We start from the raw sequence: 21984 nt of genomic DNA on the forward strand, positions 1-21984 counted from the left end.
GAGTTCCTCACCACGTTTATACACTTTACTGCTTATGGTATCATGTGAGATTAGATGTGCAAGACGCAACCATCATTCCAGACGACGGAGTGTTGAGATATGGAGAACTTGATTCGCCTCGCGCGCGAGGGAAGGCTCGAAAAGGGCCTCGGCCTCGTGTTTGGACAGACGCATCGGCCCAATCAGTCGGTGCGCGTGTCGTACGATGCCGATGCGCTCACGCGCGCGTATCGAGTGGGTCGGAAGCCAAGCGGAGAGCCGTACCGGTTTTTGATCCGGACGTACGGCTGCCAGATGAACGAGCACGACACGGAGGTCATGGCGGGCCTTCTGACCGCCATGGGCTATGAACCGACGCAGGATGTGGAGGAGGCCGATTTCATCCTCTTCAACACCTGCGCGGTTCGGGAAAACGCGGAGGAGAAGGTGTTTGGCGAGATCGGCCGGCTGCGGCCCCTCAAGCGTCAAAACCCCGAGCTCATCTTCGGCCTGTGCGGCTGTATGGCCCAGGAGAAGGGCGTGCAGCGAATGGTGCGTGAGAAATATCCGTGGATCGATCTTGTGTTCGGCACGCACAACATCCACCGCCTGCCGGCGCTCCTCTATGCCGCCCGCGCGTCACAGGAGACGGTGATGGAGGTCTGGGACAACGCCCCAGAGACGGTGGAGGACTGGCCGAAGCTGCGCAAGGACCGGGTTCGCGCGTGGGTCAACGTGCAATACGGGTGCAACAAGTTCTGCACGTACTGCATCGTCCCGTATACGCGCGGCGTCGAGCGCAGCCGCCTGCCCGAGGACGTCCTGCGCGAAGTGGCGGAGTTGGTTCAGGAGGGGTACCAGGACATCACGCTGCTCGGGCAAAACGTGAACGACTACGGCGTGGATCTCGGCACGACCAACTTCGCTCGCCTCTTGCGTCAGGTCAATGCGGTGCCAGGGATCGGCTGGATCCGGTTTACGACGTCCAATCCGTGGAACTTCACGGACGAGCTCATCGACGCCATCGCCGAGTCGGAGAACGTCGTCGAACACATTCACCTGCCCGTGCAGTCCGGCAACAACGAGATTTTGCGGCGGATGAACCGCTCGCACACGCAGGAGTACTATCTGCGCCTGGTTGACAAGATTCGCCGAAGAATTCCCGGCGTTTCGATCACGACCGATCTCATCGTTGGCTTCCCCGGCGAGACGGAGGCGCACTTCCAGGACACGCTGCGGCTGGTGCAAGAGGTGGAGTTCGACAACGCGTTCACGTTCATCTACTCTCCTCGGGAGAACACCCCGGCGGCGCGCTGGAAGGACGACACGCCGCTCGAGGAGAAGAAAGAACGCCTCCTGCGGTTGAACGAGGTGCAGAACGAGATCAGCCGGCGGCATAACGAGAAGCTGCGCGGCGCGCTCGTCGAAGTGCTCGTCGACGGCGAGAGCAAGACGAATCCGGACGTGCTCTCGGGTCGCACGCGGACGAACAAGTTGGTCCTGTTCCGAGGCGACAAGTCGCTCATCGGGCAGCGCATCCGCGTGCGCGTGACGGAGCCGCAGACGTTCTTGTTGAAGGGCGAGATCGCGCAGGTGGAAGAGGTGGTCTCGTGATGGCTCTTGCTACGCATGTCGGCACGGACACCATTCTGGCTGTCGCGGATGAACTCGCGGAGATGATCCGGCAGTCCGACGAGTGTCGATCGTACTGGCACGCGAGAGAAAAGATGGAGCGCAATCCGCGGGCGCAGCGCCTGTTTGACGAGCTCAAGAAGAAGACGAATGGGCTATGGACGCTCAGGGACAGGCTCGGGGAATCGCATGAAAAATACCTGCGCATGAAGCGGGAGATCGATGACCTCTGGGAGCGCCTGTACGAGATTCCCGTTGCGCTGCAATACAAGGCTGCTCAGGACGAGTTGAACGCCCTCGTGCAGGAGGTCGTCGAGGTGATTTTGGCGAATTTGCACGGGACGCTCCCTGTCGAGCGGGGGCCGCGCATGTGCGGGAGCGGCGGGTGTTCAGGAGGCTGTGGCGGATCCTGCCACGCGAGGGCGGGAGCGTGAGGAGGTCGACTCGTGAGCCTGACGCCGATGATGCGGCAATACCGTGAGATCAAGTCGAAGCTCGGCGGCGATACGCTTTTGATGTTCCGCCTGGGAGACTTCTACGAGCTGTTCTTCGAGGACGCCGTCATCGCGAGCCAGGCCCTCGACATCACGCTCACGGGGCGCGACGCGGGCGAGGCGGGGCGGGTGCCGATGTGCGGCGTGCCTCATCACGCGCTGGACGGGTACCTCGAGCGGCTCATCGAGCAAGGGTTTCGCGTGGCGATCTGCGATCAGGTCGAGGATCCGAAGGCGGCGAAGGGCCTGGTGCGCCGCGAGATTGTCCGCATCGTCACGCCGGGCACGGCGGTGATGGAGGAGTCGGACGCGCGCTACCTCGCGGCGCTCGCGTTCCAAGGCGACGAAGTCGGCCTTGCGCTCGTCGACGTCGGCGCCGGCGACGTGTGGTTCGGGGCCGGGAGCGCCGAGGATGTGCGCGATCACGTCGCCAGATTTCGGCCGCGCGAGATCCTGCTCGAAGGCGCGCAGGCGTTTCCCAGTTGGCTCGAGGAGACGGTGAATCGGCACGGAGCCATCGTGACACGCGTCCCCGCCCCGTCGGGCGACGCGTTTCTCATGCACTATGATGTGACGTCGCCGGAGGCGCTCGGCCTGCGGGCGGGATCGGCCGCGGTATCCGCCTGCAACATGGCCTTTCAATACCTGAGGGACACGCAGATGGCCGCGCTCCGCCATCTTGCCCCGCCGCGGCCGCTCCTCGAACCGGGGCGGATGTGGCTTTCGGAGCGCACGGTCGAACATCTGGAACTCGTGCCAATGGGAAGCGGCCGGGATCGGAGGACCTCCCTGTACGACGTCATCCGCGAGACGGTGACGGCCGCCGGATCCCGCCTGTTGCGCACGTGGATTCTGCGGCCGCTCACCGACCGCCGGGCCATCGAGGAGCGGCTCGACGCCGTGACGGCGCTCGCCGACGACTCGCTCCTTCGCGCGGAAATTCGCGAGGCGCTGAAGGGCATGCACGACCTGCCGCGGCTTCTCGCAAAGTGCTCCATCGGCCGCGCCACGCCCCGCGATTTGCTCTCACTGGCGCACGCCATCGAGAAAGGCGAGGCGGCCGTGGCGCTTTTGCCTCTGGAGGGCCCGGCGCTTTTCAGCCGCCTGACCCGAGATCTGCCCGACTTTCGGCCGCTTGCCGAACACATCCTGGGCGAACTCGTTGACGATCCGCCCGCAACGGCCACCGAGGGCGGCATCTTCCGGGACGGCGTCGATGCCGAGATCGACCGCCTGCGTTCGCTGCAATCGGAGGGCCGCAGCTGGCTGCGCGACTTCGAAGCGCGAGAGCGTGAGCGCACGGGGATCAAGTCGCTCAAAATCGGGTACAACAAAGTGTTTGGCTATTACATCGAGGTGTCCAAGGCGAACTTGTCGCTCGTGCCCGCGGATTATGAGCGCAAGCAGACGCTCGCATCCGGCGAGCGCTTCACGCACCCCGAGCTCAAGGCGAGGGAGGCCGACATGCTCACCGCCGCGGAACGCGTGGTGGAGCTAGAGCGCGCGCGCTTCGAGTCGTGGATCCATCGCGTTCGGGAGCAGGCGAGCGAACTTCAACAGTTTGCGGAGGTCGTGAGCACCGTCGACGTGCTCGCGGGGCTGGCCGAGCTGGCCGTGAAACGCGGCTATGTCCGGCCCGAGGTGACCGAGGACGTCGGTATGGAAATCCGTGAGGGCCGCCACCCGGTCGTGGAGGCGTCGCTCGGAGCGGAATTTGTGCCGAACGACCTCGTGCTCACGCCGGATGCGCCCATCGTCCTCCTCACGGGCCCGAACATGGGCGGCAAAAGCACCTACATGCGCCAGGCGGCACTCATCGCCATTCTCGCGCAGATGGGCTCGTACGTGCCCGCCCGCTCGGCCCGCATTGGCCTCGTCGATCGCGTCTTCACGCGCATCGGCGCGTCGGACGATCTCAGCCGCGGCCAAAGCACGTTCATGGTCGAGATGACGGAACTCGCGGAGATCCTGCGCGAGGCGAGTGGGAGGAGCCTCGTCCTGCTCGACGAAATTGGGCGGGGCACGTCGACGTATGACGGATTGTCCATCGCCGAAGCCGTGCTGGAGGATTTGGCCGAGCGGCGCCATCGGCCGCTCACGCTCTTCGCGACGCACTACCACGAGCTCATCTCGTTTTCGGAGCGGTTCTCCTGCGTCCGCAATCAGTCCATGGCGGTGGAGGAGACGGACACGGGCATTCGCTTCCTGCACACCGTCGTGATGCGCCCGTCCGACCGAAGCTACGGCATCCAGGTGGCTCGGCTCGCGGGCTTGCCGGATCGAGTCATTCGGCGCGCCATGGAATTTTTGGCCGCGCGGGAGGTCACACCCGAGGTGGCGGCGGCTCGGGACGACCGGCGCGAGCGGCGCCGAGAGCCGCAGGTGCGTGAAGACGGCCCGGTCGCGCTCGATTTGTTTGCCGCTCCGTATCGCGATCTCGTCGATTGGCTGGCCGCGCAGGACGTGATGCGCATGACGCCGCTTGAGGCGATGCAGGTGTTGCACGAGGCCGCGGAGAAAGCGAGGGATCTCGTCGGATGGGCAAAATCCAGGTAATGCCGAAGGTGATGGCAGACCAGATTGCGGCCGGCGAGGTCGTTGCCCGGCCTGCGTCGTGCGTCAAGGAGCTCGTCGAGAACAGCCTCGACGCGGGTGCCACGCGCATCGAGGTTGCGCTTGCCGAGGGCGGGATCGCCTGTGTGACCGTCGTGGACGACGGGGAGGGCATGTCAGCCGAGGATGCCGCCTTGGCTTTCCACCGCCACGCCACGAGCAAGGTGCATGAACCGCGCGATCTCGCCCGCATCCGCACGCTCGGCTTTCGGGGCGAGGCGCTCGCGGCCATCGCGTCGGTCGCGCGCGTTCGCCTCATCACGCGGGCCCGCGGGGAGGAATCGGGGGTCCTGGTGCGCGTGGAAGGCGGTCACATTCACCCACCCGAGCCCATCGGTGCGCCGTTTGGCACGACCATGGAGGTGCGGGATCTGTTCTTCAACACGCCTGCACGTCTCAAGTATCTCCGCAGCGCGCACACGGAGCAGGCGCGATCGGTGGAAGTCGTGCAGCGCGAAAGCCTCGCACATCCCGAGGTGGCCTTTGTGTGCCGCACCGAGCGCCAGGTTCTGTTCCAGACGCCGGGGCGCGGCGATGCGCGCGAAGTCTGGGCGGCGCTCTACGGGGTGGGCGAAGCGCGCATGCTTCTCGAGGCGCGCGGCGCGACGGATGATTATACCCTGCACGGATACGTGGGCCGACCGACGCAGGCCCGCTCCTCCCGGCAGCACGGTTACCTCTTCATCAACGGCAGGCCCGTGCGCAATCTGGTCGTACAGCAGGCCGTGGAGCGCGCCTATGGCGAGCGGCTGATGGTGGGGAGATATCCCGTCTATGCCCTGTACCTCGAGATGGACCCGGCGCTGGTCGATCCCAATGTCCATCCACAAAAATGGGAGGTCCGCCTGAGCGAGGAGCGCGACGTCTGCCAACTCGTCGAATCGGCCGTTCGGGAGGCCCTGGATAACGCGATGCTCACGGCGTCTCCACGCGTGCGGACGAGCGCTCCGATCGGGTCCCCCGTGCCACTCAAGTTGCCGGAGGAGCCAGAGCGCTTGCCGGAGGTGCCGGAGCGCACGCGCGAGATGCAGCAGAGTCCGTCGCCCGGCGCAGATCCCAAGGAGCCCCCGCGTCACCTGGCGCGCTCGCTTTCATTCGGCCAAGGCACAGGCCGAACGGCCGCGCCGAGAGAGGTTTGGGAGTCTGCGCTCGCGGTGCGCGAATCGGCGGCTTCGCAGCTCGAGGCTGAGCCCAAGACGGAGGCAAACCACGCCGAGGACAAGCGCGAGGTCCAGCAGGAGCGGCCCACGGACTGGAGGCTTCGCCCTATCGGGCAGGCGCTCCGCGCCTACATCCTGGCTGAAGATGGGAATGACCTGTATATCATTGATCAGCATGCCGCGCACGAGCGCGTGCTGTACGAGGATCTGCTCGACGCATGGGAACACGGCGACATTCAGCCCATGCCGCTTCTGACACCTCTTGAACTTTCGCTTAGGCCGTCGGTTTTCGAGGAGGTCATGGCCTGCCGAGAGGAACTCCTCGCGCTCGGAATCGAGATCGACCCGTTCGGCGCCCACACCGTGCTGGTGCGCACCATTCCCGATTCGTGGCAGGGGCTCGACTACGCCGCGCTCCTTCGCGACGCGCTGGATGACCTCGCGTCCATGGGGGCAAAGGCGACCGCCCCTGATATCATGCACCGGCTAGCGACCCGGGCGTGCAAGGCGGCCGTCAAAGCGCACGACGTGCTCACCATGCCGGAGATGGAAGCGCTCTGTCGAAGATTGACCCGCGCGCGGGATCCCTATCATTGCCCGCATGGTCGCCCCGTGTTTCTGCGCATGACCGAACGGGAATTGGCGAGATCGTTTCGGAGGATCGTATGACACAGGCTTGCAAGGAGAATATGCGGATCCTTGTGACCACGCCGCTTCGCCCCAAAGCCGATCAGGTGACGCGCGCGTCGGAGATGGCGGCTTGGTTTGGCGGCGTCGCTGTGCCAAGACGCGGCCAGAGCATCGCCCATTTCCTCGCCGACGCGGACGCCGCCGTGGTGGTGGCCGATCCGGCCGTCGTGCACGTGCGCGGCGTCGAGCACCCGCTCTTTTTCCACCCGAGCATGGCCCATCAACGGCTGAGGAGGCTCGAGCAGGGAGAACATGATCGCCTGCTCGCACTTGCCGGGGTTTCGCCGGGCGACGTGATCGTCGACGCCACGTTGGGGCTTGGCACCGACGCACTGGTCTTCGCCGCGGCCGTCGGGCCGGAAGGGCGCGTCATAGGTCTCGAGCGCTCGCCAGTGCTCTACGGCTTGCTCCGCGCCGTGCAGGTTTACGGGTGTGAGGCTCATCCGCGCGAAGCCGCGCTCCTCAAGCGGGTGGCGCTCGTTCCTGGCGATCACGCCGATTGGCTGAAGGCCCAGCCCGACGACAGCGCGGACGTCGTGTACTTTGACCCGATGTTTCGCGAGCCCGTGCGCCAGTCCGCGCACATGCAGCCCATTCGGCCCGTCGCCTGGGAAGCGCCGCTGTCGCGTGAGGCCCTGGAAGAGGCCAAGCGCGTCGCACGGAGGGCCGTGATCGTCAAGGAGCGGCCCAAATCGGGCGTATTCGAGGCGCTGGATCTTGAGCCCGACCGCACCGCGGGCCGATTCGCGTACGGTGTATGGAGGAAGCCACGATGACCGACAGGAAACCCATTGTCTGCGTGGTCGGGCCGACGGGCGTCGGCAAGAGCGAACTCAGCGTCGAGATCGCGCTGCGCTACAGTGGAGAGGTCGTCTCGGCGGATTCCATGCAGATTTATCGGGGCATGGACATCGGGACGGCGAAGCTTCGCCCGGACGAGATGCGCGGGGTTCCCCATCACCTGCTTGACATCGCCGACCCTGCGGAGAAATTCACGGTTGCGCAGTGGAAGCGGCAGGTGGACATGGTCATCGACGAGATTGTCGCGAGGTGCCGCCTTCCCGTGGTGTGCGGCGGCACGGGATTGTATGTCCGGGCCCTCCTCGACGATCTCGACTTTTCGCAGACGCCGGAGGACGCCCATCTGCGCGAGGCGCTCGAGCGGCGCGCGGACGAGGAAGGCGTGGAGGCGCTGTACGAGGAACTGCGCGCGAAGGACCCGGAGCGAGCCCGGATGATTCATCCGAACGACCGGAAGCGGATTGTTCGTGCACTCGAGGTCGCGATGGTGCGGGGCACAGGCATGTCGGAAGACTACGACTGGACGCCGCGGCAAGGGCGGTACGAGGCGCTGGTCATCGGTATCACGATGCCGCGCGAGGCGCTGTATCAGCGCATCGACCGGCGGGTGGAAATGATGTGGCGCCTCGGGCTGGTGGACGAGGTCAAGCGCCTGCTTGCGGCCGGCGTGCCGATGGATGGGACGGCCATGCAGGCCATAGGCTACAAGGAAGTGGTCGCGTATCTGTCCGGTGCTGTATCGGAGGAGGAGGCAATTCGCATCATACAACAGAACACAAGGCGGTTCGCCAAGCGGCAGTGGTCATGGTTTCGGCGCGATCCGCGAGTGCACTGGTTTGCAAAAGGCAGCGATGGACTGTTTTCGACGGACGAGATCGCGCGATTGTGGGCACATGTCGACCACTTTTTGCAGGATATCGGATGGTCGACTGCGAATAGATCCAGCACCTGCAGATTGGAGAGTGAATCGTAGCATGTCGAAGTCGTCAGTCAACATTCAGGACACATTTCTCAATCAGGTGCGCAAAGAGCGAATACCGGTCATCGTGTACCTGGTGAACGGTTTTCAAATCCGCGGACTGGTCCGCGCGTTCGACAACTTCACCATCGTCGTGGAGACGGACGGCAAGCAGCAGCTCATCTACAAGCACGCCATCTCCACGTTCGCGCCCATGCGGGCGGTATCGCTCGTGCAACCCGAACCAAGTGCGGAGGCTGATCAGCCGGCGGAATAACGAGGATTGGGCGAGGACTGTTGTGCGTCGGTGGGTGATGGATTTGGCGACGAATAAGGGTTGACAATCCGAAGCGCCCCGTGCTATATTGATCCTCGCCGCGACAATGCCAGCGTAGCTCAGTAGGTAGAGCAACTGACTTGTAATCAGTGGGTCGCAGGTTCGATTCCTGTCGCTGGCTCCAAACGGTGGAGGGTGGCACAAGGTTCATCCTCCACAGATTCCACGCAGGGGCGTAGTTCAGCTGGTAGAACGGCGGTCTCCAAAACCGCATGTCGTGGGTTCGAATCCTGCCGCCCCTGCCATTTTTCCCCTTCATTCCTCGTGCTCCCATAGCTCAGTTGGTAGAGCGCATCCATGGTAAGGATGAGGTCACCAGTTCAAGCCTGGTTGGGAGCTCCAGAGGGCGTTTAGCTCAGTTGGGAGAGCATCTGCCTTACAAGCAGGGGGTCGGCGGTTCGAGTCCGTCAACGCCCACCATACTGCTAGTCGCGAAATCCCTTGTACTGCAAGGGATTTTTGCTTTTGATACACGTTGTGAAATGAATCGTACGGTAGGACGAGAGCTCTGAAAAAGTCATTGTTCATTGGGCGATTTCACGGTATTCTTATATGTGTATAACACATCGGATTGGTGGTGATCCCTTTGTCTAAAAGAAGCATCCTCGTCCTACATCGAAATCGTCAACAGCAACACTTGCTCGCTCATCTCGATGGAGCGATCGCTGGCTCACTTGTTGAAACCTACCGCACTTGTGGCAAACCCAATTGCATCTGCCATTCCGGGCAAAAACACGGGCCGTACTACCTGCTGACGTGGTCGGAGAATGGCCGGACGCGTACCTGCCACGTCCCCGCCGACAAAGTGGATGTCGTACGCACTGGGGTTGAGCGTTTTCGCGCCGCGCGAGAGGCGCTACAGAAACTGGGCGAGTACAATCGCCGTCTGATGCTGGAGGACTGATCCTCATGCTCACGCGCTTCCCGGATTCACGTTCGCTATGGGATGACTGGTTGATTCGAAAGCTGTTGCCGGAGAATCACATTCTTCTTGCCATTGACCAACATATCGACTTTCTTTCGTGGAAGAAGAAACCCGCGATCTGTATAGTCTCCATCATGGCCGTCCCGCCTATGCGCCTGAACAGCTCCTGCGTGTGCTGTTTCTCGCGTACTTCTACAACCTGTCAGACGTACGGGTTGCAGAGGAGCTGCGGTACAACCTGTTGTATCGTGCCTTTGCCCACTTTCTCTGGATGACGATACCCCTGACGACTCCACCCTGGTCGTGTTCCGCCGCCGACTGGGACCTGAACGATGCGCCCGGCTATTGGACCGCATCGTGGAACAGGCCCGCCAAAAGGGGCTTCTTGAAGGGAACGGCAGTGTGTGGATGCCACGGTGATTTCGGCGAATGCAGCCGTACAAAACCGGAAGGAGTTACTCCGTGCTGCACGGCGGCGTCTGTTCCGTGCTTGGGAGCGCATAGATGCCAAGACCGCTGCGGAGACGGCGAACCAGCTACAAGAAGAGTACACGAATGCATCCGAGCCGGACCTGGCCAAAGAGGAGAAGTTGACCCAACACTTGCTCGACGCGGTTGATGCTGCGGGCCATACGGAATTGCAGTCTTTGCGGGACACGGTGGCACAGATTCTGTCGGGGGAAGGGGGTGTGACCAACTTGATCGACCCGGACGGCAGGTGGGGATTCAAAAACAAACGGACTCCGTTTTTGGTTACAAAGCCCACGCGTCCATGGATGCCTCTGGGATTGTCACTTCTGTTCAAATATTGAGCGGGAACGAACACGAAGGAGAGCACCTGCCAGAACTGCTTGAACAGGACGTCCGCAAAGGGCATCGGTTTACTTCGGTGGTGGCCGACAAAGGCTATGACTCGATCGGGAATCGAAACGCCATTCGCAGCCATGGCGCAAAGCCGGAGATTCCTTCACGAAACGCCGGTGTCCTGGCGAAGACACGATTCCGTTATCGGCCTCGGAAAGACACCTTTGTGTGCCCAGGACGGAAGGAGACGAGCGGAAAACGCCTTTCAAAGGCGGGTTTCTGTACTACTTTCGCAAACCGATTGCCAAACTGCCCATTGAAACCGCGTGTCTGGGAAAGAAGGAAACCCGGGAGCGAGTGTATCTCAGCGACCGGGTTCGGGAGTCCTTGTCAACATCGGTTGTAAAATCCCCAATAACATCGGATGAGAATTCCCCAAGATCATCGGCCTCAATTCCTCAAAATCATCGGGATGAATTCCCCACACCCCATGTCGAATCGTGGCACCTGTCATCCATTCATGGGAGGTGCCCGTTATGAGGGAGGACGAGAGGATGGAAATCAGGCAACTCTACGAGGCAGGCGTCAGCATCTCGGAGCTGGCCAGAAGATTCGGCTATGACCGAAAGACCATTCGCAGTGCACTGAATTCATCGGTGGAGGAGAAGCAGGGCGCAAGAGCGTCGCGTGGGGAGCGAAAGAAAGGTTCCAAACTCGAGCCCTACAAAGATTACGTGAAGCAGCGCATGCAACTTGGTGTGCTCAACGCTGAACGAATTCTACGAGAGATTCGGGAGCAAGGCTATACCGGCGGGATCACCGTCCTGCGTGAGTTCATGCATCCGCTTCGTCCGGTGGTCTCGCCAAGGCCACTGAGCGCTTTGAGTCGGATCCTGGTGAACAAGCCCAGATCGACTTGGGCCTTCCCCTACTACGATTCGCACGGTCAGCGACGAACGATTTGGGCTTTCGCCATGGTACTCGCCTACTCCCGCATGCTCTACGTTGAGTTTATCAAAGCGGCGGACCAGCTGCATATCCTTCAGGCCCTTCGCAACGCGCTGGAGTTCTTTGGCGGTGTGCCTCGGGTGATTCTCAGCGACAACTGTTCGTCTTTGGTCGTCGCCAATGACGGTCAGGGTCACGTGGACTGGCAACAGGCGTATCTCGATTTTGCCAAGTTCTACGGATTCGTGCCCAAGGCATGTCGGCCCCGCCGGAGCCAGACCAAAGGCAAGGTAGAACGGCCCATTCGCTATATCCGGGACAACTTCTGGCCAGTTGCCTTTGTGGACGAAGCGGATTTGAACCGACAGGTCGCATGGTGGCGCGATCACGTCGCCAACGTCCGCATCCACGGAACGACACATGAACAGCCCATCGTGCGGTTTCAAGCTGAGAAGCTGCAACCGCTACCGGCCACCCCATATGTGTTGGCTTGTGCAGGTCTTCGGAAGGTGATGAGTGACTGCCGGGTCTCCTGGAACACGAACTTGTACACTGTTCCCTGGTCGTATGTGGGCCACACGGTCCTGGTTCGGGAATTCGAGTCTGGCCGCCTGCAAATCGAGTACGGCGGACAGGTGATTGCAGAACATTGCGTGCTGTCCGGCAAGCATCAAATCTCCACGGATCCCGAGCACTACAAGAACCTCCCTCGGGACACCGCGAATCCAGCGCGGGGTAAGACAGCGGGATGGCAAGTCGATCCGGACGTGGAGCAGCGCGAGCTTAGGGTCTATGAACAGATCGCCATGGGAGGTCATGTGCAATGAGCGAGGCATTGGTGGTCGCTCAGGTCGAGGAACAACTGTTGGACCTGGGCTTGAAGCGAGCTGCTGCCGTCTTGCCGGCGTGCGTGGAGTGGGCCGCCGGGCAAGAGGCGACCTATGTCGCATTTCTCCAGCGTTTGCTGGAGGCTGAGCAGGAGGAGCGGCACAGCCGGGCCATGCAGGCTCGGCTGCGCTTGGCGAACTTCCCGTTCCACAAGACACTCGCCGACTTCGACTTCTCGTTCCAGCCATCTGTGGATGAGCGCCAAATCCGAGAGCTCGCAACGCTAACGTTTGTCCAAGAATGCGGAAACGTGATTTTCCTAGGGCCTCCAGGGGTGGGAAAGACGCATTTGGCCGTGGCCCTCGGCATGGAGGCGATTCGCCAGCGGATGAGCGTCTACTTCGTCACCATGCAGAAACTCGTGAGCGATTTACGCCGAGCCTACCAAGAAGGGCGGCTGGACAGGCGGCTCCGAGTCTATACGCAGCCAAAGATTCTGATCTGTGATGAGGTGGGCTACTTGCCTCTTGACGCGCTCGACGCCGCGAACTTTTTCCGGCTGGTCTCAGAGAGGTACGAGCGAGGGTCGTTGCTCATCACGTCCAACACGAGTTTCACGAATTGGGGAACGCTCTTTGGCGACCAGGTCCTGGCCGCCGCCTTACTCGACCGTTTGTTGCATCATGCAACGACCGTGAATATCCGTGGCAACAGTTACCGCATGAAAGACAAGCTGCGAGCTGGCGTTACGCACGGATTCTCGGCAACAAGAGACGAAGCGAACACATGTGTGGGGAACGAATCGCGATGATTTTGGGGAATCGAATCCGCTGTTTTTGAGGAATCGGGCGCGATTTTTTTGGGGAGTTTTAATCCGCTGTTGACAGGTGTTAGGTTAAAACAGTGGACACAGCGAATCGAGAATGTAAGAATAAGTCGATTCGAGGTGAGCCACGTGACACAAAAATACGACAACGACTTTAAACTCCATGCTGTTCAACTCGCTTTGGAAGGCCACAAGGCAGCAAGTGAAATCGCACGCGATCTCGGGATATCTGTGAAGAGTTTGTACGGGTGGATCGCGAAGTATCGCGAAGATCCTGAAACCCCGTTCGTCGGAAGCGGAAACCTGAGACCGGAAGCGAAAGCGATGCGCGATCTGGAGCGGGAAAATCGCAAATTGCGAGAGGAGAATGAGATCCTAAAAAAAGCCATGCGCATCTTCACCAACGACCGGAAGTAGTGTATGCCTGGATCCACAAGCACCGCTCCGAATTTCCGGTTCAGAAGATGTGCAAAGTCCTTGGCGTATCTCGGAGCGGCTACTACGCATGGCGCGGACGGCCCGAAAGTCTTCGGGCCAAGCGCAGGAAGCGACGGATTCGTCGCATTCATGAGCTGTTCCTGCAATCTCGTCGATTGTATGGGAGTCCAAAGATCACAGCGCTCCTACGTCGGGACGGGGAACGCATCGCACAAAAGACGGTAGCGCGTCTCATGCGAGAGCACGGGCTTCGGAGTCGTACCGTACGCAAGTACAAAGCGACAACCGATTAGAAGCATCGTCATCCCGTGCATGAGAACGTCCTCCATCAGCGTTTTGTGGCAGAACGGCCAGGACAGGTCTATATGGCAGATATCACTTACATCCCCACGGATGAAGGATGGGTGTATCTTGCCAGCGTTGAGGATCTGTACAGCCGTAAGATTGTGGGTTGGAGCGCAGGTGCGAGGATGTCCAAAGAGCTCTGCATCCGCGCGTTGGAGCAAGCACACAAACACAGGCAGCAACCCGACGGCGTTGTCCTGCACCATTCGGATCGTGGAGGCCAGTATGCGTCGCAAGCGTATCAGAACCGGCTCAGAGCCTATGGGATGACGGCAAGCATGAGTCGGAAAGGGAATTGTTATGACAATGCTTGTATGGAATCATTCCACAGCGTGCTCAAGCGAGAACTCGTGTACCTCGAGAGATTCCGGACGCGAGCTGAGGCCATCCGACGGATCTTCGAGTACATCGAAATCTGGTACAACCGACAACGGATCCACGGTGCAGTTGGATATCGGACGCCCGATGACGTCGAGCGCCAATACTTCGAGGCGAAGTTGAAAGGTGTCGGTGCAGATGGCCAAGTGAGTGCTTGACGTGGAGAGGCGGGCATGATAGCCTGGCCGGTCTTCCAAGGGCGAGCGTGGCTCGGCTGCGGTCAAACGCGACATCATGCCCGCGGAGGCTCCATGTCAAGCACGGCCCAGGCAGCGCATCGGGCAGGAAATCTTGTACATTCTCGGTTTTGATGTGTCCATTGTATTGACTCAATACCACAAGATACCGGTGACTAGGTCCAATGAGCATTTCCAATGTGACATGACCAAGGTGTGGTGCGGGAAAGACGGATGGGGTTATCTGTTTGCCGTGATTGACGCCTATGACCGAGAGATTGTGGGATACTCGTTTTCCCGATTCTGTCGTACGGAGGACTTGCTGAATGCTGTGGATATGGCGCTGGATTATCGTTTCCCAAACGGCGTTCAAGGTGCCGGTTTGACGCTTCGAACGGACAACGGCTGCCAGATGACAAGTCGACGTTTCATCGAAGCGATGAAAGCCTGCCAAATCAACCACGAGCGGACAGGTTTCAACAACCCCGACGCTGACGGATACATCGAGCGATTCTTCCGGTCGCTGAAAGAAGAGGAGGTCTGACTGCAGGAATACAGCAGCTTTGCCGAGGCGAAAGCGGGGATTGAATCGTATATTCGCCGATGCGGAAGACGATGTGTTGGCGTTCATGGCGTTGCCTTTCGAGCACTGGCGACAGATCTGCTCGACCAATCCGCTGGAGCGCCTGAATCGGGAGATGCGGAGGCGGATGGACGTCGTGGGCATCTTCCCCCAACCGGGACGCGGTGTTGCGACTGGCAGGCGCGATTTTGCAGGAGCAACACGAAGAGTGGCTCGTGGCACGGCGGTACTTCAGCTTGGAGTCGATGGCCAAGCTCAAACCGAACAAGCCCCAGCTCGCAGCGGCAGCCCTGTTACAAAAATAGACACATGAGGCGAGGTGGTGCTAACCCACGCACATCGAGGCTTTGGCCCTAACGACTTAGAATCGACCGGCGAGCGCTCCGTCAAGGGCGCCCGAGGGGCGAGCGAAGCGTCCCTTGACGAAGCGTGAAGGCGGTCGATAAGGTTCCCAAGGGTCAAAGCCGACCATGTCACACACATGAGACACGCACGGTGAAATTCCACCACTTGACGAGACACTACCTTGCGTACGGTACGACTCCGAAGCCCGTGCTCTCGCATGAGACGCGCTACCGTCTTTTGTGCGATGCGTTCCCCGTCCCGACGTAGGAGCGCTGTGATCTTTGGACTCCCATACAATCGACGAGATTGCAGGAACAGCTCATGAATGCGACGAATCCGTCGCTTCCTGCGCTTGGCCCCGAAGACTTTCGGGCCGTCCGCGCCATGCGTAGTAGCCGCTCCGAGATACGCCAAGGACTTTGCACATCTTCTGAACCGGAAATTCGGAGCGGTGCTTGTGGATCCAGGCATACACTACTTCCGGTCGTTGGTGAAGATGCGCATGGCTTTTTTTAGGATCTCATTCTCCTCTCGCAATTTGCGATTTTCCCGCTCCAGATCGCGCATCGCTTTCGCTTCCGGTCTCAGGTTTCCGCTTCCGACGAACGGGGGTTTCAGGATCTTCGCGATACTTCGCGATCCACCCGTACAAACTCTTCACAGATATCCCGAGATCGCGTGCGATTTCACTTGCTGCCTTGTGGCCTTCCAAAGCGAGTTGAACAGCATGGAGTTTAAAGTCGTTGTCGTATTTTTATGTCACGTGGCTCACCTCGAATCGACTTATTCTTACATTCTCGATTCGCTGTGTCCACTGTTTTAACCTAACACCATCGAGTGCCTCCTCTACTGATTGTTTGGCCACTTTTAGTAGAGTGCACTCGATGGCTTTCTCGCCAAGATCAAGCTCAGAATTTACACCACCAATTGAGACTTTAACTGTGAATGTTCAGTAAAAATCTGTTCACAATATGGTAGAAGACTTTTCACGATTGGTTGACAACATGGAGCTTGTGTGAGCTATGATACACTACGGTCGTACCGATGACGGATCGTTAATCATCAATTTGTGGTTGAAGGGGTCTTCTCGATGGCGAAAACACCGATTACTGTTGCGTACGGCGATGGAATTGGTCCCGAAATCATGACTGCGACCCTGCGCATTTTGGAAGCTGCGGGTGCAGAACTCGACATTGAGACGGTCGAGATCGGCGAGAAGGTGTATAAGCGCGGCATTGACAACGGCATGGATCCGAAGGCTTGGGAAAGCGTACGGCGGACGCGCGTGCTCCTCAAGGCGCCTATCACGACGCCGCAGGGCGGAGGCTACAAGAGCTTGAACGTCACGCTGCGCAAGGCGCTCAACTTGTACGCCAACGTGCGCCCGACGGTTGCGTACAGCCCGTTCGTGGAGACGACGCATCCGAAGATGGATCTCGTCATCATCCGCGAGAACGAGGAAGACCTGTACGCGGGTATCGAGCATCGTCAGACGCAGCAGGTGTATCAGTGCCTGAAGCTCATCACGCAGCCCGGCTCTGAGCGGGTCATCCGGTACGCGTTTGATTATGCGCGTGCAAATGGGCGCAAGAAGGTCACGTGCTTTGTCAAGGACAACATTATGAAGTTCACCGACGGGCTCTTTCACAAGGAGTTCGAGCGCATCGCGGCTGAGTATCCGGATCTCGAGCACGAGACGATGATCGTGGACATTGGCGCGGCCCGCCTCGCTAACACGCCGGAGCGGTTCGATGTGGTGGTCATGCCGAATCTGTACGGCGATATCTTGTCTGACGTGACAGCGGAGTTGTCGGGCTCGGTGGGTCTGGCGCCGTCGGCTAACATTGGCGACGGGTTTGCGATGTTCGAGGCGATTCACGGTTCTGCACCGGACATCGCAGGCCAGAACATCGCCAATCCGTCCGGGCTCTTGCTCGCCGCCGTCATGATGCTGATTCACATCGGGCAGCCGGCCGTGGCGGAAGAAAATCCACCTCGCCTGGCTCCGCACCATCGAGGACGGCATTCACACGCGCGACATTTACCGCGAGGGTTCCAGCAAAAGCTGGTGGGGACCGACGCGTTCGCGGACGCCGTGATTGAGCGCTTAGGCGAGCGCCCGCAGATTCTGAAGCCTGTGTCGTACCGTCAAGATGCGGCTGGAATCGCAAGGCGCGCGTGGCAACCGGGGCCGAAGGCGGAAAAGCAGCTCGTCGGCGTGGACGTTTTCCTCGACTGGGGCCCGGGGGCGCCTGACGATCTCGGCAGCAAGTTGAGCCAGAACCACGTAAATGAATTGAAACTCGAGGTCATCACGAATCGCGGCATCAAGGTGTGGCCGAACGGTCTACCGGAGACGTTCTGCACGGATCACTGGCGTTGTCGGTTCCGCAAAGAAGGCGGCGCGCCGGTTCAGCCCGCGGAGGTTGTGGAGTTGCAGCGGAGGTTGATTGAGGCCGGATTCGACGTCATCAAGACCGAAAATCTCTATACCTTCGACGGAGTTCCGGGGTTCTCGGCGGTGCACGGCTGATCGCAAGGATGGCGTAGCACGAGGGTCATATGAACAGGGGCGTTCTCGAGTGGTGCGGCACTCGGGGATAGCCCCTGTTCTGGTTTGGCGATCAGATGCCATACATGAAAACACCTTGGTTTCTACAAATTAGGGGGTGAGAGAGCGGATTGCGAGGTGTGGGTGAGCTTGAGACAGGAGGTTCTGGCACGCAGGGCCGCGGAAGTGGCGAAACAGATGGCCAAACGCCTCGAGCCGTGTCCTGATCTCCGCGTGCAACCCTGGTCGACGCAGCGCGACACGGGCGTCGTGGTGTGGCTCGAAGGGCTGGTGGACGCCGACAAGCTGCAGGAGGCACTGCTCGCGCTGCGCGACGCTGGGGGCGCCCGCGGGCGCAGGGAGATCCCGCATCCGGGCGTTGCCACGCAACAGGTGGAAACGCTCTCTGCTGCCGTTCGAGCTGTCCTCGACGGATGTGCCGTGATCGCCCGAGACGGGGCCAGTTCGGCGCAGGCATGGCGGCTCGATCGAGTGCCGGCCAGGTCCGTGGACCGCTCGGAGAACGAACCCACCCTACACGGCCCGCAGGAAGCGTTCATCGAACGTCTGTCCGTCAATCTGGCCTTGGTGCGCAAGCGCCTTAAGTCGCCACGGTTGAAGATTGAGACGTTCATGGTCGGCGAGACGTCGCCGTGCGAGATCGCAATTTTGTATGAAGAAGGCGTGGTGAAGTCCGACCTGTTGTGCGAGGTGCGGCGGCGGATCTCGCAAATTCGCGTCGACTATGTCGCGGACATCAACGAGGTGCGCGAGTTCATCAACGACCCGCGCTTCTCGGTGTTTCCGACGACGGAGGAGACGGAGCGGCCGGATTGCGTGGTGGCAGGGTTGATGGAGGGGCGGGTGGCCATCATCGCGGACGGATCGCCGACGTGTCTGATGGTGCCTGTGACCTTCGCCATGAATCTGAGTTCGCCCGAAGACTACTACATGCACTATTCGCTTGCCTTGCCGCTTCGCCTCCTGCGGCACCTGATGTTTTGGAGTTCCGTGCTGTTGCCCGCATTGTACGTGGCGCTCTTGACGTACAACCAGGACTTGTTGCCGACGCCGCTCTTGGTGAGCGTGGCGGCACAACACTCGGGCATTCCGTTTCCGACGGTCATCGAGGCGCTCGGCATGATGGTGGCCTTCGAGGCGCTTCGCGAGGCCGGAACCCGTTTGCCGCGGGCAGTGGGGCAATCTGTGAGCATCGTCGGCACGCTCGTCATTGGCGACGCGGCGGTTCGTGCTGGGCTCGTATCCCCGGGCATGGTCATCATTGTCTCGGCCACGGGCGTGGCATCGTTCACGCTGCCCGCCCTCGGCCTGGTGCAGGCCGCGCGGCTGCTTCAGTTTCCGTTCGTGCTGGCCGCGGGGCTGTTCGGCCTGTACGGGGTGCTCATGCTGGGCATCGCGCTTTTGGGCCGCATGGCGTCTCTCCGATCGTTCGGCGTGCCGTATCTCGCGCCCATCGCCCCAACTTTCATCCGCGATATGAAGGACGTGATCATCCGCGCGCCGTGGTGGATGATGCAGGGAAGGCCGCGCCAGTTTCAACCGGTGAAGCGCGATCGTGTCCCGAAACATCCCGCGCGCAAGCAGTCGCCGCGGTGGAGGTGGCGTCCATGGTGAAATGGGTGACCGTGCGCAAGCGCCCGAGCGCGATCACGGCCGCCTTGCTTTGCGCCGCCTTTGTGACCGGGTGCGATTACAACGACATCGATCACCTGTACATTGCGACGGGCATGGGCGTGGATCGAGAGGGACACAGTGTGCGGCTGTCCATGGATCTCGTCCAACCCGGAGGCGCGGACAACCCGGCGACGGGCGAGAACGCTAACTCGCAGGGCAACGCGCCGGATTGGATTGTGTCGGCGGACGCGCCGACGTTTGAAGAGGCCATGAGCAGTCTCCAAGCGAAGCTCTCCCATTCGCTGTACCTGCAGCACAACGCGCTTGTGCTGTTTTCGGAAGATGCCCTTCGCGACTTCGCGCCCATCGCGGACGCGCTCGAGCGAGATCGGCAGTTGCGCCGCAGCCAGCTCTGGGTCATCACGCCGACGTCCGCTGAGTCCGTGCTGCGGGAATCCACGGGGCAGACAGAGCCTATCTCGCTCGTCATCCGAGATCTCGTGGATGAGGCATCGCGCAGGGAGGCGTGCCTCGCGAGCGACGAGCTCCACGTGGTGAAGGCGCTGCTTCGGCCGTCGGGTGTCGCACCGCTCGCGGCCATCGAAGAGGGACCTGGCGGATCGCCCGAAGTCAAGGGACTGGCTTACCTGCAGCGAGATGGAAAGTTGGCCATCGTCGATCGCGGCCGGTTGCTGGACAACGCCTGGTGGTTGGGGCGCACTTTGGATGTGCGCGAGGTGGTTCCCTGGGCAAAGGGCGGACGCCAGGGCGCCATCGGGGTGCATTGGCTGCGCACTTCGACGCGGCTCGTAGTGGACACTTCCGGTCAATCCCCGAAGGTGCGCGTGGTCTGGCGCGGGACGGGCGAGATTGAGCGTTGGCAAGCGAGCGAGAAGATGAGCGCGAACACGTTTGCGGCACTGGAGCAAGCCATCCGCGAGGACGTCGAACATCGCCTCGCCAAGGCCCTCGACCAGGCCCGAGCCGTCGATATGGACGCCTTTGGCTTGACCAACGCGTGCGCGGAGAAGGGCATCCAACTGCGCGACGGGGCGTGGAAGCGCCTCCAGGTCGAGTATGACATCGAACCTCACATCGTTCATGGCCAGCTCGCCAGCACAACCCCGTTTGCCCAGGAGGCGAAGGGAAGGGAGGGCTCTTCATGACGAGCGTTTGGGCCGTCCTGTGGGCCATTCTCGGCGCTGTCGTGGACTTTCGCAGATGGGTGCCCAAGTCGTGGCGCGAGTGGGTGGCGTGGTTCCTGTTGACCGCACTGGCCATTGGAGTCGCGGTTGCGGCCGATGTCCATCTGTGGCCTCGTCTGGGCCCGCTTCATCTGTTCGATCTCGCATTTTCCGGTCCGAGCTCGTGGTTGTACGGGGGGCGGGCCGGGCCGCAGGAGGCGTGACTCGTGATTCAGATCTCACGCTATCAACTCATCCTCATGCTCATCTGGACTGTGCTGGGGACGGGCATCGTCACCATGCCCGGTACCATCGCTCAATTCACGCTCCGCGACGCATGGATTTCAGGCTTTGGATTGCTCCTGGGCGCCGTGATATGCGCGGTCCTTTCGCTGGCACACGTGCGCCTGTTTCCCGGGCGAACCCTCACCCAGGCCGCCATCGACGTGCTCGGTCCCACGCTTGGCCGCGCCTACGGGATCTGGTATCTCGCGTACGGCTTTGTCACGATGGCCACCATCGGCCGCGAGATGAGCGCCTTCATCGGCATCTCCATCTTGCCGAACACGCCGGATTTTCTTCTGAGTGCCATCGCGTTTGCGGTATCCATGTACCTGGCGTACCTCGGCATCGAAGTGGTGGCGCGCGTGAACGAGTTCATCCTGCCGCTTGCCGCCGTCGTCTCCCCGGTCTTGTTCCTTCTCGCGGCTCGGTTGTTTGACACGTCGTCCTTTCGACCGCTCCTCGGCGATCCCGCCGGCGCCGCCTGGCGCGCAGCTGTCGTGCCTGCATTTGCCTACGGCCTGGAGTTTGCCATCGCGCTGCAGTGGGTTCCAGTGCTCCGCTCGCCTCGCACGCTGCCGTGGGACATCCTCGTTGCGGGAGCCATTAGTGCCTTCGTGCTGTCGGTTCTCGTGACGCTCACCGTGGGCGTCCTCGGCGAACCTGCCAGCTATTTGAACTACCCGGTCCTCGAACTCGTTCGAGCCATCCGACAAGGCAAGTTCGTCGAGCGCCTCGACACGCTGTACGTCATGGGCGTGTCCATCACGCTCGTCCTGAAGCTCGCAGCCTTTCAACTCGCCGTGGGCGAGGCGGTGAAGGACATGAGCGGATCGCCCGAGCGGACGTGGATCCCCGTCCCCCTCGCCCTTCTGGGGTGGTCGCTGTCCAATTATCTGTTTCGAAATGTGTTTGATGTTACAAACTTCATCCTCCGGGATGTCCCGAGCTATTTCCTTGTGACCGTCGTCCTCCTTCCCGGCGCGCTGTATGCCCTTCGCGCTGCGCAGATGGTCAGAACCAAACGCCCGGGCGGGTTCCGAAGCACATAAAAACGCGAAATCCAAGGCAT

17 protein-coding genes, 4 tRNA genes and 4 pseudogenes are annotated in these 21984 nt (G+C 60.9%); 23 read left to right on the top strand and 2 right to left on the bottom strand.

The genetic code is table 11. The features are described from left to right. Window positions 1–99 precede the first annotated feature (99 nt). The 18 genes and pseudogenes from miaB to TC41_RS15750 all read left to right on the top strand — a co-directional run. Window positions 100–1593 (top strand): tRNA (N6-isopentenyl adenosine(37)-C2)-methylthiotransferase MiaB, encoded by a 1494-nt coding sequence (gene miaB, locus TC41_RS06585; RefSeq protein WP_014464235.1) that lies wholly within the window; start codon window positions 100–102, stop codon window positions 1591–1593. Continuing rightward, window positions 1593–2045 carry a RicAFT regulatory complex protein RicA family protein gene (locus tag TC41_RS06590; RefSeq protein ID WP_014464236.1) on the top strand — a complete coding sequence of 151 codons (453 nt, stop codon included), beginning with the start codon at window positions 1593–1595 and terminating at the stop codon, window positions 2043–2045. Before miaB ends, TC41_RS06590 begins: the two co-directional genes overlap by 1 nt. A 12-nt stretch (window positions 2046–2057) precedes the next feature. Next, window positions 2058–4661 carry a DNA mismatch repair protein MutS gene (mutS, locus tag TC41_RS06595; protein ID WP_014464237.1) on the top strand — a complete coding sequence of 868 codons (2604 nt, stop codon included), beginning with the start codon at window positions 2058–2060 and terminating at the stop codon, window positions 4659–4661. Beyond that, on the top strand, window positions 4661–6547 hold the full coding sequence (gene mutL / locus TC41_RS06600; RefSeq protein ID WP_014464238.1) for a DNA mismatch repair endonuclease MutL: 1887 nt from the start codon (window positions 4661–4663) through the stop codon (window positions 6545–6547). The genes mutS and mutL overlap by 1 nt, the downstream gene beginning before the upstream one ends. Window positions 6548–6567: 20 nt before the next feature. Further along, window positions 6568–7344: a class I SAM-dependent methyltransferase gene (locus TC41_RS06605; RefSeq protein ID WP_014464239.1), complete on the top strand. Its 777-nt coding sequence runs from the start codon at window positions 6568–6570 to the stop codon at window positions 7342–7344. Further along, window positions 7341–8342 carry a tRNA (adenosine(37)-N6)-dimethylallyltransferase MiaA gene (gene miaA / locus TC41_RS06610; RefSeq protein ID WP_014464240.1) on the top strand — a complete coding sequence of 334 codons (1002 nt, stop codon included), beginning with the start codon at window positions 7341–7343 and terminating at the stop codon, window positions 8340–8342. Before TC41_RS06605 ends, miaA begins: the two co-directional genes overlap by 4 nt. Before the next feature lies 1 nt (window position 8343). Continuing rightward, the gene (hfq, locus tag TC41_RS06615) at window positions 8344–8604 is read left to right on the top strand and encodes an RNA chaperone Hfq (protein WP_014464241.1); all 261 of its coding nucleotides are present in this window, start codon (window positions 8344–8346) and stop codon (window positions 8602–8604) included. A 108-nt stretch (window positions 8605–8712) separates the two neighbouring features. Beyond that, a tRNA-Thr gene (locus tag TC41_RS06620) sits at window positions 8713–8788 on the top strand. A 45-nt stretch (window positions 8789–8833) separates the two neighbouring features. Then, window positions 8834–8909: transfer RNA gene (locus TC41_RS06625), tRNA-Trp, on the top strand. 21 nt (window positions 8910–8930) lie between these two features. Next, a tRNA-Thr gene (locus TC41_RS06630) sits at window positions 8931–9006 on the top strand. A gap of 2 nt (window positions 9007–9008) precedes the next feature. Continuing rightward, window positions 9009–9084 (top strand) — tRNA-Val (locus TC41_RS06635). Window positions 9085–9241: 157 nt separating this feature from the next. After that, window positions 9242–9568 (top strand): DUF6788 family protein, encoded by a 327-nt coding sequence (locus TC41_RS17245; protein ID WP_374952868.1) that lies wholly within the window; start codon window positions 9242–9244, stop codon window positions 9566–9568. 5 nt (window positions 9569–9573) lie between these two features. After that, a pseudogene (locus TC41_RS17380) lies at window positions 9574–10789 on the top strand (IS5 family transposase); the annotation flags it as partial. Between the two features lie 158 nt (window positions 10790–10947). Continuing rightward, window positions 10948–12168 carry an IS21 family transposase gene (gene istA, locus TC41_RS06645; RefSeq protein WP_014464247.1) on the top strand — a complete coding sequence of 407 codons (1221 nt, stop codon included), beginning with the start codon at window positions 10948–10950 and terminating at the stop codon, window positions 12166–12168. Next, window positions 12165–12980 (top strand): IS21-like element helper ATPase IstB, encoded by an 816-nt coding sequence (gene istB / locus TC41_RS06650; RefSeq protein ID WP_006446313.1) that lies wholly within the window; start codon window positions 12165–12167, stop codon window positions 12978–12980. Before istA ends, istB begins: the two co-directional genes overlap by 4 nt. 144 nt (window positions 12981–13124) lie before the next feature. Continuing rightward, window positions 13125–14314: pseudogene (locus TC41_RS06660) on the top strand (IS3 family transposase). A 76-nt stretch (window positions 14315–14390) separates the two neighbouring features. Continuing rightward, complete coding sequence (locus TC41_RS06665; protein WP_148260138.1) at window positions 14391–14876, top strand: DDE-type integrase/transposase/recombinase; 486 nt, start codon at window positions 14391–14393, stop codon at window positions 14874–14876. A gap of 58 nt (window positions 14877–14934) precedes the next feature. After that, window positions 14935–15220: pseudogene (locus TC41_RS15750) on the top strand (transposase); the annotation flags it as partial. On the opposite strand, the gene TC41_RS17250 reads toward TC41_RS15750, so the two are convergent. Then, window positions 15171–15731: an IS3 family transposase gene (locus tag TC41_RS17250; RefSeq protein WP_081462254.1), complete on the bottom strand. Its 561-nt coding sequence runs from the start codon at window positions 15729–15731 to the stop codon at window positions 15171–15173. The pseudogene TC41_RS15750 and the gene TC41_RS17250 sit on opposite strands and share 50 nt — an antisense overlap. 49 nt (window positions 15732–15780) lie before the next feature. After that, window positions 15781–16002 (bottom strand): annotated as a pseudogene (locus tag TC41_RS17255) (helix-turn-helix domain-containing protein); the annotation flags it as partial. A 348-nt stretch (window positions 16003–16350) separates the two neighbouring features. Between TC41_RS17255 and TC41_RS06675 the strand changes: the two are divergent. The 5 genes from TC41_RS06675 to TC41_RS06695 all read left to right on the top strand — a co-directional run bounded on the left by TC41_RS06675 (window position 16351) and on the right by TC41_RS06695 (window position 21964). Further along, window positions 16351–17793 carry an NADP-dependent isocitrate dehydrogenase gene (locus TC41_RS06675; protein WP_237700051.1) on the top strand — a complete coding sequence of 481 codons (1443 nt, stop codon included), beginning with the start codon at window positions 16351–16353 and terminating at the stop codon, window positions 17791–17793. A 216-nt stretch (window positions 17794–18009) separates the two neighbouring features. Continuing rightward, window positions 18010–19446, top strand: a complete 1437-nt coding sequence (locus TC41_RS06680) for a spore germination protein (RefSeq protein ID WP_081462315.1) — start codon at window positions 18010–18012, stop codon at window positions 19444–19446. Beyond that, window positions 19440–20612, top strand: coding sequence for a Ger(x)C family spore germination protein (locus TC41_RS06685; RefSeq protein WP_014464256.1), 1173 nt, complete (start codon window positions 19440–19442; stop codon window positions 20610–20612). The genes TC41_RS06680 and TC41_RS06685 overlap by 7 nt, the downstream gene beginning before the upstream one ends. Beyond that, the gene (locus tag TC41_RS06690; RefSeq protein ID WP_014464257.1) at window positions 20609–20854 is read left to right on the top strand and encodes a hypothetical protein; all 246 of its coding nucleotides are present in this window, start codon (window positions 20609–20611) and stop codon (window positions 20852–20854) included. The genes TC41_RS06685 and TC41_RS06690 overlap by 4 nt, the downstream gene beginning before the upstream one ends. A 3-nt stretch (window positions 20855–20857) precedes the next feature. Continuing rightward, window positions 20858–21964 carry a GerAB/ArcD/ProY family transporter gene (locus TC41_RS06695; protein ID WP_014464258.1) on the top strand — a complete coding sequence of 369 codons (1107 nt, stop codon included), beginning with the start codon at window positions 20858–20860 and terminating at the stop codon, window positions 21962–21964. The last annotated feature ends 20 nt before the right edge of the window (window positions 21965–21984 follow it).

It is taken from the genome of Alicyclobacillus acidocaldarius subsp. acidocaldarius Tc-4-1 (assembly GCF_000219875.1).
GTDB classification, from domain to species: Bacteria; Bacillota; Bacilli; order Alicyclobacillales; family Alicyclobacillaceae; genus Alicyclobacillus; species Alicyclobacillus acidocaldarius_A.